This window comes from Noviherbaspirillum sp., assembly GCF_035654295.1.
In the GTDB taxonomy this organism is placed as follows: Bacteria; Pseudomonadota; Gammaproteobacteria; order Burkholderiales; family Burkholderiaceae_D; genus Noviherbaspirillum.
In genome coordinates, this window is sequence record NZ_DASRXF010000102.1 from 1 (window position 1) to 16311 (window position 16311).

A 16311-nucleotide genomic window follows, 5' to 3' on the forward strand; every position below is an offset into this window, starting at 1 on the left:
CGAATGCACCCAGAACTGCCAGTGCGAGAAGCGATTTTTTCATTAACAAATCTCCAAGGGTTGGCGTGCTAAAATTTTTTTGAATTGCCTTCTATTGCACTCAGCAAGGCCACTAGTGGTAACGTCCCTGCCGACACTTCCCGCCGCTATGGCTAAGAAGCTATTAGCGATTTCATCAAATGTGTTCATTTTGGGCAAAGAGAATTTGGCAATTCCGTTGCTTCACCACGGATCATGTGGCTTTGTAACAACAGACGGGCGGAAATTGATGCTGTTAGAGCAATAAATGCGCAATTCCTGCCGAAATTTTGTTCCATCCGGGAAATATTTGTCGCGTGACTCTTATGCCAGTTAAATTTTTAACGGCAAATGAGGGCGCTTTCTAAATTTTTTATTGCTTCGGTCTAATATGTTTCCCTTAAGTTCTGTGCTTTCCGGTTGCCGCCGACTGTTAGCCAAGGGAGGTGAGTGATGTGGAATGTCGATGAGTTGATTTCAGGTGTGGACAGGCTTGTCCGTGTTGTATCTGGCGTGGCATCCGCGTCGCGCCCGAACCCGGCGGTGAAGATTCCGGACGTTCAGCTCGACGATGCCGAGCGCCGTCGAAGCGCGGGGCTGATGCGTGTTAACCATGTAGGGGAAGTGTGCGCACAGGCCCTCTATGACGCGCAGGGGGCCTTTGCGAAGAATGACGAGTTGCGACGCCAGTTTCGCCAGGCGGGCCGTGAAGAGGAGGATCACCTGGCATGGACTGCGCAGCGCCTGCAGGAGCTGGGATCCCGCGTCAGTCTGCTCAATCCCTTCTGGTATGCCGGCGCTTATGCGCTGGGGGCGGTGGCGGCGCGGATTGGCGATGCGCACAGCCTGGGTTTTGTTGTCGAGACCGAGCGGCAGGTCGAAGCGCATCTTGCCAGCCACTTGACGCTCCTGCCGGCATCCGACGGAAAGTCGCGGGCCATCGTGGAGCAAATGCGGGTCGACGAGATCGAGCACGGCGCTGCCGCGCAGTCGATGGGTGCGGCAGCCACTCCCGTCCCGGTGCAGGCCGCCATGCGCGCCATGGCCAGGGTCATGACGACCACCGCCTACTATATATAGGCGGGCGACGCCTTCCCGCGCTCCCTGTTATGCCGTCGCGGCGGGGGCGTCCGCCAAGTCATCCACGATTTCGAACGAGTGCGTGAGCTGCGCGGTTTTTTCGAGCATGATCGACGCCGAGCAGTACTTTTCGTGGGACAGTTTGATGGCGCGCTCGACCAGGCTGGGCTTGAGGTTGCGGCCACGCACAGTGAAATGGAAGTGGACCTTGGTGAACACCTTCGGATCCTTCTCTGCGCGTTCGGACTTCAACGTCACGTCGCAGCCGCGCACATCCTGCTGGCTTTTCCTGAGGATCAGCACCACGTCATAGGCGGTGCATCCGCCCGTGCCGGCCAAGACAACTTCCATCGGCCGCGGGGCGAGGTTGCGGCCGCCGCCTTCCGGGGCGCCATCCATTGCCACCACGTGGCCGGACCCGGTTTCAGCCAAAAAGGTCATGCCGGACAAGCCGGTCCAGCGTACTGTGCATTCCATGAAGTTCTCGCTTTTTTCGGAAGGCGCTCATTGTAACTGGTTTGACATGAGGCGATTCGCATCGTCCCGCGCTGTCCTTCCGCGCGTGGTCATTCACGATTCGGGACAAAAAACCACATCGTGAAAGCGGCGTAAGTATTTGAAAAGCCTATTGTTTTTTGCGACTGATCAGTATTTTCGCGGGTGATGAAGGGGCTTTTTCTTGCATTGCACAATGAAATTCAGTAAAATTTAGTTGCTGGTCGCAAATTTCGTAATGCGAGAGCGACCCAAAGATTGTCTCCTCCACCCTCCTCCTTTGGTGTGGATTCAAACCCGATGCCGATCGCATCGGGTTTTTTTTGCCCGAAAGGCGACGGGCGTAAAGAATCAATTTGACGCCAAGTCCTTGAAAAGGCTAAAATTTCAGGCTTTCCGTTCGCTCAGGAAAAGATAACAAGGTTGAGTCCGCTGGAATCAGGGGCGGAACCGCCGTCAATTTGAGCGAGTATTTTTTTATTTAGGACATCATCATGAAAACCTTTTCCGCCAAACCCCAAGAGGTGAAGCGCGAGTGGTTCGTGATTGACGCAACGGACAAGGTCCTCGGACGTGTCGCCAGCGAAGTGGCACTCCGCCTGCGCGGCAAGCACAAACCCGAGTTCACTCCGCACGTCGACACGGGCGATTTCATCGTCGTCATCAACGCAGGCAAGCTGCGCGTGACCGGCAACAAGGCGCTGGACAAGACCTACTACCGTCACTCGACCTATCCGGGCGGTATCTACGAAACGAATTTCCAGAAGATGCAACAGCGTTTTCCGGGCCGCGCGCTCGAGAAGGCCGTCAAGGGCATGCTGCCCAAGGGTCCGCTCGGCTACGCAATGATCAAGAAGCTGAAGGTGTACGCAGATGGCAGCCATCCGCACTCCGCCCAGCAGCCCAAGGCACTCGAATTTTAAGGAACGGACATGATCGGTAACTACAACTACGGAACCGGCCGTCGCAAGAGTGCAGTGGCTCGCGTTTTCATCAAGGCAGGCAGCGGCAACATCGTTGTCAACGGCAAGCCGGCAGCGGAATACTTTTCCCGCGAAACCGGTCTGATGGTTATCCGTCAGCCGCTGGAACTCACCGGTAACACCGAGCGCTTCGACATCCTCGTCAACGTGCACGGCGGCGGCGAGTCCGGCCAGGCAGGTGCGGTTCGCCACGGCATCACCCGTGCGCTGATCGACTACGATGCAGCCCTGAAGGCAGATCTGTCCAAGGCAGGCTTCGTTACCCGTGACGCACGTGAAGTCGAGCGTAAGAAAGTCGGCCTGCGCAAAGCACGCCGCGCGAAGCAGTTCTCCAAGCGCTAATCTGCGTTTTCAGAACATCGAAAAGCCGCCAGGTTCGCGCCTGGCGGCTTTTTGCTTTTTGGTGCGCTGCAGTGATGAGGCAGGCACCGCTGTTAAAATTTCGGAATTCGTTTCAACCTCTTCAGCAAGGAACAGACATGATCAAGGTCGGCATCGTCGGCGGCACAGGTTACACGGGCGTGGAGTTGCTGCGCCTCCTGGCTGCGCATCCCCACGTTCAACTTACCGCCATCACGTCGCGCAAGGAAGATGGCATGCCGGTCGCCGACATGTTCCCCTCCTTGCGCGGCTTTGTCGACCTCGCCTTTTCCACGCCGGAGAAGGCAAAACTGACCGAGTGCGACGTGGTGTTCTTCGCGACGCCCCATGGCGTCGCGATGGCGCAGGCGCGCGAACTGCTCGCTGCCGGCGTGAAGGTGATCGACCTCGCCGCAGACTTCCGCCTCAAGGATCCGGCCGAGTTTGAAAAGTGGTACGGCATGCCGCATTCCTGCATCGACATACTGGAAGAGGCGGTGTACGGACTGCCTGAAGTGAACCGCGCGGCCATCCAGAAGGCCCGCGTGATCGGCCTGCCCGGATGCTATCCGACGTCGATGCAGCTCGGCTTCGCGCCGCTCCTCGCGCAGGGCAAGCCGCTGGTTCATGAGACCAGCCTGATTGCGGACTGCAAGTCGGGTGTGTCGGGTGCCGGGCGCAAGGCGGAGGTCCACACGCTGCTCGCAGAAGCTGCGGACAACTTCAAGGCATACGGAGTGAAGGGCCATCGCCACCTGCCGGAAACGACGCAAGGCCTGCAGGCGATCGCCGGCCGGAAGATTGCCTTGACCTTCGTGCCGCACCTGGTGCCGATGATCCGAGGTATTCACTCGACGCTTTACGCGAACATCCTTCCCGAAGCGCGTGACACCGACTTCCAGGCGTTGTACGAAAACCACTTCAAGGGCGAGAAATTCGTCGACGTCATGCCGGCGGGCAGCCATCCCGAAACCCGCTCGGTGCGCGCATCGAACAAGCTGCGCATCGCCGTGCACCGTCCGGATGGCGGCGACCAGCTGGTGATTCTCGTCGTCGAGGACAACCTGGTGAAAGGCGCGGCAGGGCAGGGCGTGCAGTGCATGAACATCATGTTCGGTATTGATGAATCAGCAGGATTGATGCACATTCCGGTATTGCCCTAAGCAACCGGAATCCGCATGACGCAATCGACATCGCCCTTCAACTCGATGAAGTTACGGCTCTGGCGGCGGCGCATGTCCGTGTCGTCGCCGAAGATGACGATCAGGACGCGCACGCCGTGGCCGACGCGGATCCTGATCGTTGTCCTTGCGGTGCTGGCCGGTGCCGCGGCAATGTGGCTTTACGGCGACGGCGGGTTCGCCCCGGTCACCCCGGACGACGCGCGAGCGCAACTGGCCCACTACCGGGAGCAACTCGACAAGGTCACCGCCGAGCGCGACCAGCTCTCGGCCACGGCCAATGCGGCCGAAAGCCAGCTGAACATCGAACGCTCGGCGCAGAAGCAGCTGGCGGCGCAGGTAAAGTCGCTCGAAGCAGACAACATGCGCCTCAAAGAGGACCTGGCGTTCTTCGAAAGCCTGTTGCCGAACGCGACCGGTCCGGCCGGTATTGCGATCCGGCGCTTGAAGATTGATCAAATAGCACCGAACCAGCTGCGCTACCGCTTGCTGATCATGCAAGGCGGCAAGGGGGATCGGCGTTTCGTTGGCAGTTTGCAACTCCTGGTGACAACTCTGCACGACGGCAAAAGTGCTATGATGACTTTCCCGGCAGTTCCTGCCGATCAGGATAAATTCAAGCTCAGCTTCATGCATTATCAGCGCGTGGAAGGGGTGCTTACCCTGCCCGAAGGTGCCGCGACGAAAATGGTCCAGGCACGCGTACTCGAGAACGGCCAGGTCCGCGCGCAACAAGCCGCGAATTTGTAAAAAGGAGAGCCAGCATGTTAGGCCGCAAGAACAAGGGCACGATCGACAGCCTCATCGGTATTTCGACCAAGATCGAGGGTAACGTACGTTTCCAGGGCGGTTTGCGCATCGATGGTCAGGTCAAGGGCAACGTCATTGGCGAAGGTGAGGAACCGTGCATGCTCGTCATCTCCGAGCATGCGAAGGTGGAAGGCGAAGTCCGGGCAGCGCACGTTGTCGTGAACGGCGAGATCGTTGGCCCGGTTTATTCTTCCGAGCTCCTTGAATTGCAGCCGCGCGCCCGCATAACAGGAGATGTGAACTACAAGGCGCTGGAAATGCATGGCGGTGCGTTGGTGGCGGGAAAGCTTACCCATGAACAGGTCGGCGAGCCGGTGTTGAAGCTCGCGCTGTCGAACACGTGATACCCGTCAAGCGTCTATAATTAAGCCATCGAAATTAGCAGGAGCCTGAAATGAATGCAGTGACCGAAATGCCCGATCCGATCGTCTTTACCGACAGCGCCGCAGCCAAGGTTGCACAACTGATCGAGGAAGAAGGTAATCCGGACCTGAAACTCCGCGTCTTCGTGCAGGGTGGCGGGTGTTCCGGTTTCCAGTACGGCTTCACGTTCGATGAAATCGTCAATGAAGACGACACGACGATGACCAAGAACGGCGTACAACTGCTGATCGACTCGATGAGCTACCAGTACCTCGTCGGCGCGGAAATCGATTACAAGGATGATCTCGAAGGCGCACAGTTCGTCATCAAGAACCCGAACGCCACCACCACTTGCGGTTGCGGATCGTCGTTCACCGCCTGAAGAAGTTATCCAGGATCAAGAAAAGCGCAGGTCAGCCTGCGCTTTTTTGTTTCTGACATCCGAATCTAGGCCGGATAGAGCGCTCCGAGAATACGCAATCCGCTCGCGCCGGTCACGCGGGGCAGATTGCCTGCCTTGCGTTCGCTGAATCGATGTGCGAGCCATGCAAAGGCGAGGGCTTCCACGTGGTTGGGTGAAATGCGGAGCGCGTCCGTGGACTGCACCCGGGCCTGATGCTTGCGGGCGTCAAGCGATTGCTGCAGGCGTTGCATCAGGTGGCTGTTGCACGCGCCGCCCCCGCAAACATAGACCGCAGCCGCATTGGCCGCATGCTTCGCCACCGCTTCCGCGATCGATTCTGCGGTGAATGCCGCAAGTGTTGCTTGCACGTCCTCAGGCGAAGCCGCCGTGTAGCCAGTCAGCTTGGCGGCGAGCCAATCGGCATGGAACAGGTCACGTCCGGTGCTTTTCGGCGGAGGCAAAGCGATATACGGCTCTGCCATCATCTCGGTCAGCAGCGCCGGGATTTCAGTGCCGCTTGCCGCCCATGCACCGCCCGCGTCGTACGGCTTGCCGAGATGCCGGCTGATCCACGCGTCCATCAGCACGTTGCCGGGCCCGGTATCGAAGCCGGTGATCCCGCGGCATCGATCCAGCACGCTGATATTCCCGATGCCGCCGATATTGGCGACGACCCGGACTTCCTCTGCATTCCCGAACACCGCTTGATGGAACGCCGGCACAAGCGGGGCTCCCTGTCCGCCCGCTGCAATGTCGCGGCTGCGGAAGTCGGCCACGACGTCGATCCCCGTCAGCTCGGCCAGCAGCGCGGGGTTACCGGTCTGCCATGTATAGCCCGATTCCGGGCGGTGGCGGATTGTCTGCCCGTGCGCCCCTACGGCATGGACGCTTTCTGCCGTTACCCCCGCGTTGGCAAGCAGGTCCGTTACACAAGCGGCATACACGTGGGCCAGCCCGTTCGCCGACAAGGCTTCCAGATGGATTTCATTCTCGCTCGGCGCCTGCAGTTTCAGCAGGTCCTCGCGCAGGGCTGGAGGGAAGGGCAGGTAGGCGGCGGCGATGGTCCGGATGGTGCCGTCCGGTGCAAATTCGGCCAATACGCCATCGACACCGTCGAGGCTGGTGCCGGACATGAGTCCGATGTATTGCTTGTTCTGTGGATCGGGCATAAAAAAACCGTTCAAGGGTTCATTGGATTGTACCGGCCCCTGAACGGTTGATCGCGATTTGATATGCGGAATTACTTCGATGCCAGCTTGATCCCGTTGTTTTGCGGATTCAGCAGCGCGAAGCGATGGCGCATTTCCTCGGCAACGGACTTGAAGCGCTGCAGGTCGGCTCCCGCCAGCGGCTGTGCACTGGGGATGCTGATCGACATCGGGTCGCGCGGCTCGTTGTTGACGCGGAACTCATAGTGCAGATGCGGGCCGGTGGACCAGCCGGTGCTGCCGACATAACCGATCACTTCGCCCTGGTTGACCTTCGCACCCTTGCGCATGCCGGCCGCGAAGCGGCTCATGTGGGCGTAGGCGGTCGAGTAATTGTTCCAGTGCTTGATCACGACCACATTGCCGTAGCCGCCCTGGGTGCCGGCGAAATCGATGACGCCATCGCCAGCCGCGCGGATAGGCGTGCCGGTGGGCGCGGCAAAATCGACGCCCTTGTGCTGTTTCCATTTCCCGGAAATCGGATGCACGCGCATGGAGAAGCCAGATGATACGCGGCTGAATTCCAGCGGCGATTTCAGGAAAGCCTTCTTGAGCGATTTGCCGTCGAAGGAGTAGTAGCCTCCGCCTTGCTTGCTGCCCGGTTCATCGAACCAGACCGACTGGTACTTGCTGGCGCCGTTGTAGAACTCGCCGGCCAGTACCCGCCCGGTGCGGACCAGTTCGCCGTGCTGCCAGAAGGTTTCGTAGACCACATTGAAGCGGTCCCCGCGGCGCAGGTCGGAAGCAAAGTCAATGTTGGTTGAAAACATGTCCACGATCTGCATCGCGATGCTGTCGGGGATCTGGGCAGTGTCGGTGGCCGCAAACAGCGAGGAGCGGATCTCGCCGGTCCGCATTTCGATGCGGCGTTCGACTGCGGCCGAGTCTTCCGATGCGGTAAAGCCGTTCGCTTCGCGCGCGATCACGAGATTGCGCACCGGCTGGCCGTTGCCCTCGCTCAGTGTCGCAGTCAGGCGTTGGAGCTGGCCTTCCTCGTTCGTCTGCGCCTGCACGCGGCGACCCGCCTTGAGCTTGAGCACGCCATAGGCCACGCGATCCGATTTGATGAAGTTCGCCGCCGCTTCGTCATTTACGCCCAGGCGCGACAACAGGGTCGCCAGCGTATCGCCGGGGCGGACCTTTTCTTCGCGGAGGTAGAGCTGTTCATCGGATTGCAGCTTTGCGATCTGCTCGGACAGGCTGGGTACGGCAAGTTCTTCGACGATGGATTTGACCGGCAGGTCGGCGGCATCGGGTGCCATCGGCGCGACACCGGCGGCACCGAAGGCGATCACGGCAAGGAAGATGGCCGATGCATAGACGACGCGCGTCTTGCGCGACGATGCGAAGAGTTGCTTGCTGCTCGAGCCCAGTCTCAGGATTTTGTCTGTAGTGAGCATGCAATAAGTTAAAATCTGCTGTTTTGACCGAGGGCGTTGCCAGAAATCGGATCAGCCGGCCGGCGAGGATGAGGCGCACAAAAAATGCACTTGTCATCCGCCGTAAGGCGATCGACATGCTTTCTGAAACTACCCGTGAGCTTGTAAGTAGTCATTGCGGACAAGCCGGCTTGGGGTGCAGCCGTGGAATCGAATGGCTGCGCGGTAGTCCCAGGCAGGTTGCGGTGCCGCGTTACAAGCTCCGCTTTTTCGACTTGCTGCGTTGCTGTGCTGCAAGGTTGAAAATGAGCAGGAATTATACCAAACACATGGTATTGAACTTTCACTGTCGCACCTTAATTTTCGTCAGCCCATGAACGACTCCCAGAAATTGCAAACGAACAATGCACCGGTCGAGCCGCTGCCCTTGTCGGACTCCGTGAAGGAAGCCCTGGCAGTGACCAAACGCGGTGTCGACGAACTGCTGATCGAAGCGGAATTCGCGCAAAAGCTGGCGCGCTCGGAAAAAACCGGCACGCCGCTTCGCATCAAACTCGGCCTCGACCCGACCGCACCCGATCTGCATCTCGGCCACACGGTCGTGTTGAACAAGATGCGCCAGCTGCAAAATCTGGGCCACAACGTTATCTTTCTGATCGGCGATTTCACCTCGATGATCGGCGATCCGTCCGGCCGCAATGCGACCCGTCCGCCGCTCACCCGCGAGCAGATTGAAGAGAACGCCAAAACCTACTTTGCGCAGGCCAGCCTCGTGCTCGATCCGGCACGCACCGAGATCCGTTACAACTCGGAATGGTGCGATCCCCTCGGCGCGCGCGGCATGATCCAGCTCGCTGCAAAATATACCGTTGCGCGCATGCTCGAACGTGACGATTTTACAAAGCGTTTCAAAGCCGGCACGCCCATTTCGGTGCACGAATTCCTGTATCCCTTGATGCAGGGTTACGACTCCGTCGCGCTGCAGTCCGACCTCGAGCTCGGCGGTACCGACCAGAAATTCAACCTGCTGGTCGGCCGCGAGCTGCAGAAGGATTACGGCCAGGAACCGCAGTGCATCCTGACCATGCCCTTGCTCGAAGGACTGGACGGCGTCGAGAAGATGTCGAAGTCCAAGAACAACTACGTCGGCATCACCGAGCCGGCCAATACGATGTTCGCCAAGCTGATGAGCATTTCCGACACGATGATGTGGCGCTACTACGAGCTGCTGTCGTTCCGCTCCATCGCTGAGATCGCGCAGTTCAAGAAGGATGTGGACGGCGGCCGCAACCCGCGCGACATCAAGGTGCTGCTGGCGCAGGAAATCGTCACGCGCTTCCACTCGCAGCAGGCTGCCGAAGACGCGCTTGCCGACTTCAACAACCGCGCCAGGGGCGGCATTCCGGACGACATTCCGGAAGTCAGCATCAGCGGCGCGCCGCTCGGCATCGGGCAGTTGCTCAAGCAGGCGAACCTGTGCGCTTCCTCGTCGGAAGCGCTGCGCATGGTGGAGCAGGGCGGTGTGCGCATCGATGGCGAGACGGTGAGCGACAAGGGATTGAAGGTCGAAGCCGGCACCTTCGTGCTGCAGGTCGGCAAGCGCAAGTTTGCCCGCGTCACGCTAGGATGATTGCGCTGCTGCAGCGGGTCCTGGAAGCGAAAGTCGTAGTCGACGGGGCAACCGTCGGCGCAGTCGGTCCGGGCCTGATGGTGCTCCTCTGTGCCGAGCGGAACGATACCGTCAAGGAAGCGGATGCCTTGCTGGCCAAGCTCCTGTCGTATCGCGTGTTCGCCGACGAGGCCGGAAAGATGAACCGCAGCATCGCCGACACGAGCGGCGGCTTGCTGCTGGTTCCGCAGTTCACGCTCGCCGCCGACACACAATCCGGCACGCGTCCGTCGTTCACGCCGGCGGCCGCTCCTGCAGAGGGGAAAAGGCTGTTCGATCATTTCGTGGCGCAGGCGCGCGCCAGGCATGCCGTCGTCGAAACGGGCGAGTTCGGCGCGCACATGCAGGTGTCGCTGACCAACGATGGTCCGGTCACCTTCTGGTTGCAGATCAAGCCGCAAAACATGAGCTGAATATACGCTGTGCATCACAACCCAACCACAAGGAGGCGTCGATGAAAATCTGGAGCGATTCATTCAAGGATGGTGCTGTCATTCCCGGCGAGTTTGCGTTCGGCGTGATCGATCCGAAGGCGCATGTCGCGCTGTCGTCCAACAAGAATCCGCATCTCGCATGGAGCGAGGTGCCGACCGGAACGAAGTCCTTCGCGCTGGTCTGCCATGACTACGACGTGCCCTCCCGTGGCGACGACGTCAACCAGGAAGGCAAGACCGTTCCGGCCGACCTGCCGCGCGTGGATTTTTTCCACTGGGTGATGGTCGACCTGCCACCCAACCTGAATGAGATTGCCGCCGGCCAGTACAGCAAGGAAGTCACGCCGCGCGGCAAGCCGGGGCCGGCCATCAGCGGCGGCCTGCCGGGACGCCACGGCGTCAACGACTACACCGGCTGGTTCGCCGGCGACAAGGACATGTCCGGCGATTACTTCGGCTATGACGGCCCGTGCCCGCCGTGGAACGATTCCATCGTGCACCACTACGTGTTCACCCTGTATGCGCTCGACGTCGAAGGACTGAAAGTCGAAGGCAAGTTCACCGGGCAGCAGGTGCGCGATGCGATGAAGGGGCACATCCTCGCGGAAGCGAAACTGACCGGAACCTATATCCTCAATCCGCAACTGGCCGGTTGAGAATCACTGGAGCATATGTGACTGAAATCCTGTTGATCCGCCACGGCGAAACGGCATGGAACGCCAGGAAGCGGCTGCAAGGCCATCTCGATATCCCGCTCAACGAGGAAGGCGAGCGCCAGGCAGCCGCACTTGGGCGCGCATTGCGCGAGCAGCCGCTGGATGCGATTTTTTCCAGCGACTTGCAACGCGCGCGGCAGACCGCGCAAGCGATTGCCGCGCCGCGTGGCATGGAAGTGCAGCTGGACCGCGGCCTGCGCGAGCGCTGCTACGGCGCGTTCGAGGGCATGCTGTACGGCGAGATCAGCCAGCGCTTTCCTGAAGCGTATGCGGCGTGGCAGGCGCGCGATATCGACGCGCGCTTTCCGCAGGGTGTGCATGTCGCCGAAACCCTGCGTGAATTCGCTCAGCGCGTGGTGAGCACGATCACTCGCATCGTGTCGGAGAACGCGTACCGGCGCGTTGCCATGGTGGCGCACGGCGGCGTGCTCGAATGCGCGTACCGCCATGCGCAAGGCCTCGGCTTTTCCCATGCGCGTGACTTCGACATCCTCAACGCCAGCGTCAACCGCTTCACCTGGGACGGCAGTGCGCTGCAGATCGCCCAGTGGGGCGACGTTGCGCACCTGCAGGAACTCGAGGCCGAAGCACTCGACGAAGTCGACCGCGGCTGAGCTTTCCCGCCGGACGGGCTAAAATAGCGGATTCCCGCGCAATTCCTCCAATCCCGTGAATATCGGTCCGCATATCCTTCGCAACAACGTGTTCGTCGCTCCCATGGCCGGAGTGACGGACCGGCCTTTCCGTCAGCTGTGCAAGCAGCTCGGCGCAGGCTATGCGGTGTCGGAAATGGCCGCGTCCGATCCGCGCCTGTGGGCCAGCGAGAAAACCGCGCGGCGCACCAACCACGACGGCGAGATGGAACCCAAGGCGGTGCAGATCGCCGGCGCCGATCCGGCCATTCTTGCGACGTGCGCGAAGTTCAATGTCGACCGCGGCGCGCAGATCATCGACATCAACATGGGATGTCCGGTCAAGAAAGTCTGCAACAGCTGGTGCGGTTCCGCACTCCTGCAGAACGAGAAACTCGTGGGTGAAATCCTCGATGCGGTCGTCTCCGCCGTCGATGTCCCGGTCACGCTGAAATTCCGCACCGGCTGGAACCGCGAGAACAAGAATGCGCTCACCATCGCGCGCATGGCGGAGCAAGCCGGCATCGCCATGCTGACCCTGCACGGACGCACGCGCGCCGACGGTTACAGCGGCGAAGCGGAATACGACACCATCGCGGCGGTCAAGGCGGCGGTTGCCATCCCCGTCGTCGCCAATGGCGACATCACGACGCCGGAGAAGGCCAGGTTTGTATTGCAGGTCACCGGCGCCGACGCCATCATGATCGGCCGCGCGGCACAGGGACGTCCCTGGATTTTCCGCGAGATCGACCATTACCTGCGCACCGGCGAACACCTCCCCGCGCCCTTCGTGAACGAGGTGCGCGCCCTGATGAGCGAGCACTTACAAGCGCACTACGCGTTCTATGGCGAGTACATGGGATTGCGCACGGCGCGCAAGCACATCGGCTGGTATGTGCGCGACCTGCCCGGAGGCGAAGCATTCCGGCAGCGCATGAACCGCCTTGAAAGCTGCGAAGAACAGCTGGCCGCGGTCGATGCCTTCTTTGAATCGCAAATTGCGCACGGCGAGCGGTTACAATACGGCCTTGCCGCGGAAAAGCTGGCTGCCTGACCCACTATAACAATACCCATCACAGCAATGAGCAAAGACAACATCCAGGACGTCGTCAAGAAGAGCCTTGAGAAGTACTTCAAGGACCTCGGCGAACAGCAACCTTCGAACGTCTATGAAATGGTGGTCTTTACCGTTGAGAAACCGATCCTGGAAGCGGTGATGGCGCGGGCCGACGGCAACCAGTCGCTGGCCGCGGAAATGCTGGGCATCAACCGCAATACCTTGCGCAAGAAACTGCAGCAGCACGGGCTGCTCTGAGCTTTGCGTGACCGATAACGAAAAAACAGTGCGCACCGGGAGGTCCGCACTGTTTTTTCGTTATCCATCACTATCGCAAGACCACCATCATGATCAAACAAGCGCTTATCTCGGTTTCCGACAAGACCGGTGTCCTCGATTTCGCCAAGGCCCTCGCGGCCCAGGGCGTCAACATCCTGTCCACCGGCGGCACGGCAAAACTGCTGGCTGACAATGGCGTGAAGGTGACGGAAGTCGCCGACTACACCGGTTTCCCCGAGATGCTCGACGGCCGCGTGAAGACCCTGCATCCGAAGGTGCACGGCGGCATCCTGGCCCGCCGCGACCTTCCCGAGCATGTCGCCGCGCTCGAGAAGCACGGCATCCCGACCATCGACATGGTGGTGGTGAACCTGTACCCGTTCCAGCAGACCGTCGCCAAGGACCAGTGCACGCTGGAAGATGCGATCGAGAACATCGACATCGGCGGCCCGACCATGCTGCGTTCCTCCGCCAAGAACCACAAGGATGTGGTGGTGATCTGCGACCCGGCCGACTATGGCCGCGTGCTGGACGAAATGAAGGCGAACCAGGGCGAGGTCAGCTATGACACCAAGTTCGCGCTCGCCAAGAAGGTGTTCGCGCACACCGCCCAATATGACGGCGCCATCACCAACTACCTGACCGCGCTCGGCGAAGACAAGCAGCACGCAACCCGCAGCGCCTATCCGCAGACGTTCAACCTGCACTTCGAGAAAGTCCAGGAAATGCGCTATGGCGAGAACCCGCACCAGTCCGCGGCGTTCTACCGCGACCTCGCGCCGGTGGCCGGCTCGCTCGCCAACTACAAGCAGCTGCAGGGCAAGGAACTCTCATACAACAACATCGCCGACGCCGACGCCGCCTGGGAGTGCGTCAAGACCTTCGATGAAACCGCCTGCGTGATCATCAAGCATGCGAATCCTTGCGGCGTGGCCGTCGGCGCGAACCCGCTCGAAGCCTACAGCAAGGCATTCCAGACCGACCCGACATCCGCCTTCGGCGGCATCATCGCCTTCAACCGCGAGCTGGACGGCAAGGCGGCCGAGGCCGTGGCCAAGCAGTTCGTCGAAGTCCTGATCGCGCCCGCGTTCACCGCCGAGGCGAAGCAAGTGTTCGCCGCCAAGCAGAATGTCCGCCTGCTCGAAATCCCGCTGGGCACTGCGGTCAATGCATACGACCTCAAGCGCGTCGGCGGCGGCCTGCTGCTGCAATCGCCGGATGCCAAGAATGTCGCCGTGGCCGAGCTGAAGGTCGTCACCAAGAAGCAGCCGACGCCGCAGCAGATGCAGGACCTGATGTTCGCATGGCGCGTCGCCAAGTTCGTGAAGTCGAACGCGATCGTTTTCTGCGGCAACGGCATGACGCTGGGTGTGGGCGCCGGCCAGATGAGCCGCGTCGATTCCGCGCGCATCGCATCCATCAAGGCGCAGAACGCCGGCCTGACGCTCGCCGGTTCGGCCGTGGCCTCGGATGCATTCTTCCCGTTCCGTGACGGTCTCGATGTCGTGGTCGATGCCGGCGCGACTTGCGTGATCCATCCGGGCGGTTCGATGCGCGACCAGGAAGTGATCGATGCGGCGGATGAGCGCGGCGTGGTGATGCTGTTTACGGGGACGCGTCACTTCCGGCATTGATTCACGCGCCCCGGCAAAACAGCCGTCATTCCGGCAAAAGCCGGAATCCAGCGACGTGAAACGGTGGTTGAACGACGCTGGATCCCGACTTTCGTCGGGATGACGGATTTGAATTTGAGCGAGTCGTACTTGGCATACGTTTATATCCTCGCCAGTGGCAGAAATGGCACGCTCTACATCGGAGTGACGAGCGACCTCGTCAGACGTGTTTACCAGCACAAGGCCAAGCTTGTCGAAGGTTTCACTTCCCGCTACAACATCGACAATTTGGTTTGGTTCGAACAATCCGATTCGATAGAATCAGCTATCGCCCGCGAAAAGCAACTCAAGGAATGGAAGCGAGCCTGGAAAATCGAACTGATCGAAAAGGCGAACCCGTACTGGAATACCTGTATGCCGGCCTCGTGTAAGCAATGAAAATCCTCGGCATCGACCCCGGCCTGCGCACCACGGGCTTCGGTCTCATCCAAAAGCATGGCAACAAGCTCAGCTACATCGCATCCGGCACCATCAAGACCCCGGACGCCGACCTCCCGCAGCGCCTGAAGGTGATTCTCTCCGGCGTCTCGGAAATCATCCGCACCTATTCACCCGATTGCGCGGCGATCGAAAAAGTCTTCGTGAACGTGAACCCGCAGTCCACGCTCCTGCTCGGGCAGGCGCGCGGCGCCGCGATCTGCGCGCTGGTCGGCGCCGATCTCGCGGTGGCCGAGTACACCGCGCTGCAGATCAAGAAGGCCGTCGTGGGACACGGCCAGGCGCAGAAGCATCAGATGCAGGACATGGTGCAGCGTTTGCTGGCCTTGTCCGGCACGCCGGGCACCGATGCCGCGGATGCACTCGGCGTGGCGATCTGCCATGCCCACAGCGGAGAGGCACTGTCTGCGCTCGGCGACCTTGCGCCGGCACTGACGAAAAAGGGCGTGCGGGTGCGCCGCGGCCGCCTGATCGGCTAAATCGGCTAGATGTGCTTCTCGGCCTTGCGGGCCGCGATCTCGAATCGGTTGTGCCAGTAGGCGTCCTTGCCGCGCAGTGCGGCCCAGGCGCTGGAAGCGAGATAGGCGAAGGGAAACACGATTCCCCAGCGAGCCGCCTGGCGCACATGCGCCAGCTCATGCACCAGCACGCGGGGTGACAATCCGTCATGCATCGCGATGACCACATGGCCGAGTGCCATTGCATTCATCACGCCGAAGGGATGGCGGCTCAGCATGGCGTCGGCGAACGGGCCGCGTGCGAGGATGGCGGGTGTGGAGCCGCGCACCAGACGCGCCTCGCCCCGGTACACGATCACCGGAAGCGCGAGCAGCAGCCCGAAGGCCGTGAGCGGCGATGCCCAGGCAATCCCAAGGCCGGTCCCCAACCAGGACAGTGGCCGCCGGATGAAGCGCCTGTTCAGCAATAGTTGGAGCAAGGTACGCATCTGCTTTGCACGCCGCAAACGGATGTCCCGAGGCTTGCCTTGCAAGCGTTCCGCGAGACATTCCGTGTCGGGAACGAAATGGTCGTTTAGAGCCTCTTTCATTGGAAAAAATCCTGCGCCGGCAAGCTTGCAATGTCCTGTATGATGCAGCTAACTTTTCTTGTCTTCGTTCATCATGATAGGCCGC

At 60.5% G+C, this 16311-nt stretch carries 20 protein-coding genes; 16 read left to right on the forward strand and 4 right to left on the reverse strand.

Annotated elements, in window-relative coordinates; all coding sequences use genetic code 11:
- Positions 1-471: 471 nt before the first annotated feature.
- Complete coding sequence (coq7, locus tag VFF99_RS10990; RefSeq protein ID WP_325017794.1) at positions 472-1098, forward strand: 2-polyprenyl-3-methyl-6-methoxy-1,4-benzoquinone monooxygenase; 627 nt, start codon at positions 472-474, stop codon at positions 1096-1098.
- Positions 1099-1125: 27 nt separating this feature from the next.
- Here the strand turns inward: coq7 and VFF99_RS10995 are convergent, their stop codons facing one another.
- Positions 1126-1575, reverse strand: coding sequence for an OsmC family protein (locus VFF99_RS10995; RefSeq protein WP_325017795.1), 450 nt, complete (start codon positions 1573-1575; stop codon positions 1126-1128).
- Between the two features lie 512 nt (positions 1576-2087).
- On the opposite strand from VFF99_RS10995, the gene rplM reads away from it, so the two are divergent.
- From rplM to erpA, 6 genes are all read left to right on the forward strand, one after another.
- Positions 2088-2516, forward strand: a complete 429-nt coding sequence (rplM, locus tag VFF99_RS11000) for a 50S ribosomal protein L13 (protein WP_325017796.1) — start codon at positions 2088-2090, stop codon at positions 2514-2516.
- A 9-nt stretch (positions 2517-2525) separates the two neighbouring features.
- On the forward strand, positions 2526-2918 hold the full coding sequence (gene rpsI / locus VFF99_RS11005) for a 30S ribosomal protein S9 (RefSeq protein ID WP_325017798.1): 393 nt from the start codon (positions 2526-2528) through the stop codon (positions 2916-2918).
- A gap of 137 nt (positions 2919-3055) precedes the next feature.
- Positions 3056-4099, forward strand: coding sequence for an N-acetyl-gamma-glutamyl-phosphate reductase (gene argC, locus VFF99_RS11010; protein ID WP_325017800.1), 1044 nt, complete (start codon positions 3056-3058; stop codon positions 4097-4099).
- Positions 4100-4114: 15 nt separating this feature from the next.
- Positions 4115-4867 carry a DUF6776 family protein gene (locus VFF99_RS11015; protein ID WP_325017802.1) on the forward strand — a complete coding sequence of 251 codons (753 nt, stop codon included), beginning with the start codon at positions 4115-4117 and terminating at the stop codon, positions 4865-4867.
- 14 nt (positions 4868-4881) lie between these two features.
- Positions 4882-5271: a polymer-forming cytoskeletal protein gene (locus VFF99_RS11020; protein WP_325017803.1), complete on the forward strand. Its 390-nt coding sequence runs from the start codon at positions 4882-4884 to the stop codon at positions 5269-5271.
- Positions 5272-5321: 50 nt separating this feature from the next.
- On the forward strand, positions 5322-5672 hold the full coding sequence (gene erpA, locus VFF99_RS11025) for an iron-sulfur cluster insertion protein ErpA (RefSeq protein WP_325017805.1): 351 nt from the start codon (positions 5322-5324) through the stop codon (positions 5670-5672).
- A 65-nt stretch (positions 5673-5737) separates the two neighbouring features.
- On the opposite strand, the gene VFF99_RS11030 is transcribed toward erpA, so the two are convergent.
- Positions 5738-6862 carry an anhydro-N-acetylmuramic acid kinase gene (locus tag VFF99_RS11030; RefSeq protein WP_325017807.1) on the reverse strand — a complete coding sequence of 375 codons (1125 nt, stop codon included), beginning with the start codon at positions 6860-6862 and terminating at the stop codon, positions 5738-5740.
- Between the two features lie 71 nt (positions 6863-6933).
- Positions 6934-8301 (reverse strand): M23 family metallopeptidase, encoded by a 1368-nt coding sequence (locus VFF99_RS11035; protein ID WP_325017808.1) that lies wholly within the window; start codon positions 8299-8301, stop codon positions 6934-6936.
- Positions 8302-8653: 352 nt separating this feature from the next.
- On the opposite strand from VFF99_RS11035, the gene tyrS reads away from it, so the two are divergent.
- From tyrS to ruvC, 9 genes are all read left to right on the forward strand, one after another.
- Entirely contained in the window at positions 8654-9910 is a 1257-nt protein-coding gene (gene tyrS / locus VFF99_RS11040; RefSeq protein WP_325017810.1) for a tyrosine--tRNA ligase, read from the forward strand.
- Complete coding sequence (gene dtd, locus VFF99_RS11045) at positions 9907-10362, forward strand: D-aminoacyl-tRNA deacylase (protein WP_325017812.1); 456 nt, start codon at positions 9907-9909, stop codon at positions 10360-10362. The genes tyrS and dtd overlap by 4 nt, the downstream gene beginning before the upstream one ends.
- A 41-nt stretch (positions 10363-10403) precedes the next feature.
- The gene (locus VFF99_RS11050; RefSeq protein ID WP_325017814.1) at positions 10404-11039 is read left to right on the forward strand and encodes a YbhB/YbcL family Raf kinase inhibitor-like protein; all 636 of its coding nucleotides are present in this window, start codon (positions 10404-10406) and stop codon (positions 11037-11039) included.
- 17 nt (positions 11040-11056) lie between these two features.
- On the forward strand, positions 11057-11713 hold the full coding sequence (locus VFF99_RS11055) for a histidine phosphatase family protein (protein ID WP_325017816.1): 657 nt from the start codon (positions 11057-11059) through the stop codon (positions 11711-11713).
- Between the two features lie 55 nt (positions 11714-11768).
- A complete protein-coding gene (dusB, locus tag VFF99_RS11060) occupies positions 11769-12785 on the forward strand; it encodes a tRNA dihydrouridine synthase DusB (protein WP_325017817.1) in 1017 nt (338 codons plus the stop codon).
- Between the two features lie 27 nt (positions 12786-12812).
- A complete protein-coding gene (locus VFF99_RS11065) occupies positions 12813-13046 on the forward strand; it encodes a Fis family transcriptional regulator (protein WP_325017819.1) in 234 nt (77 codons plus the stop codon).
- Positions 13047-13135: 89 nt separating this feature from the next.
- Entirely contained in the window at positions 13136-14701 is a 1566-nt protein-coding gene (purH, locus tag VFF99_RS11070; protein ID WP_325017821.1) for a bifunctional phosphoribosylaminoimidazolecarboxamide formyltransferase/IMP cyclohydrolase, read from the forward strand.
- Positions 14702-14764: 63 nt separating this feature from the next.
- The gene (locus VFF99_RS11075) at positions 14765-15118 is read left to right on the forward strand and encodes a GIY-YIG nuclease family protein (RefSeq protein WP_325017823.1); all 354 of its coding nucleotides are present in this window, start codon (positions 14765-14767) and stop codon (positions 15116-15118) included.
- Positions 15115-15657, forward strand: a complete 543-nt coding sequence (ruvC, locus tag VFF99_RS11080) for a crossover junction endodeoxyribonuclease RuvC (RefSeq protein WP_325017825.1) — start codon at positions 15115-15117, stop codon at positions 15655-15657. The genes VFF99_RS11075 and ruvC overlap by 4 nt, the downstream gene beginning before the upstream one ends.
- 5 nt (positions 15658-15662) lie before the next feature.
- Here the strand turns inward: ruvC and VFF99_RS11085 are convergent, their stop codons facing one another.
- Positions 15663-16124: a signal peptide prediction gene (locus VFF99_RS11085; RefSeq protein ID WP_325017827.1), complete on the reverse strand. Its 462-nt coding sequence runs from the start codon at positions 16122-16124 to the stop codon at positions 15663-15665.
- Positions 16125-16311 lie beyond the last annotated feature (187 nt).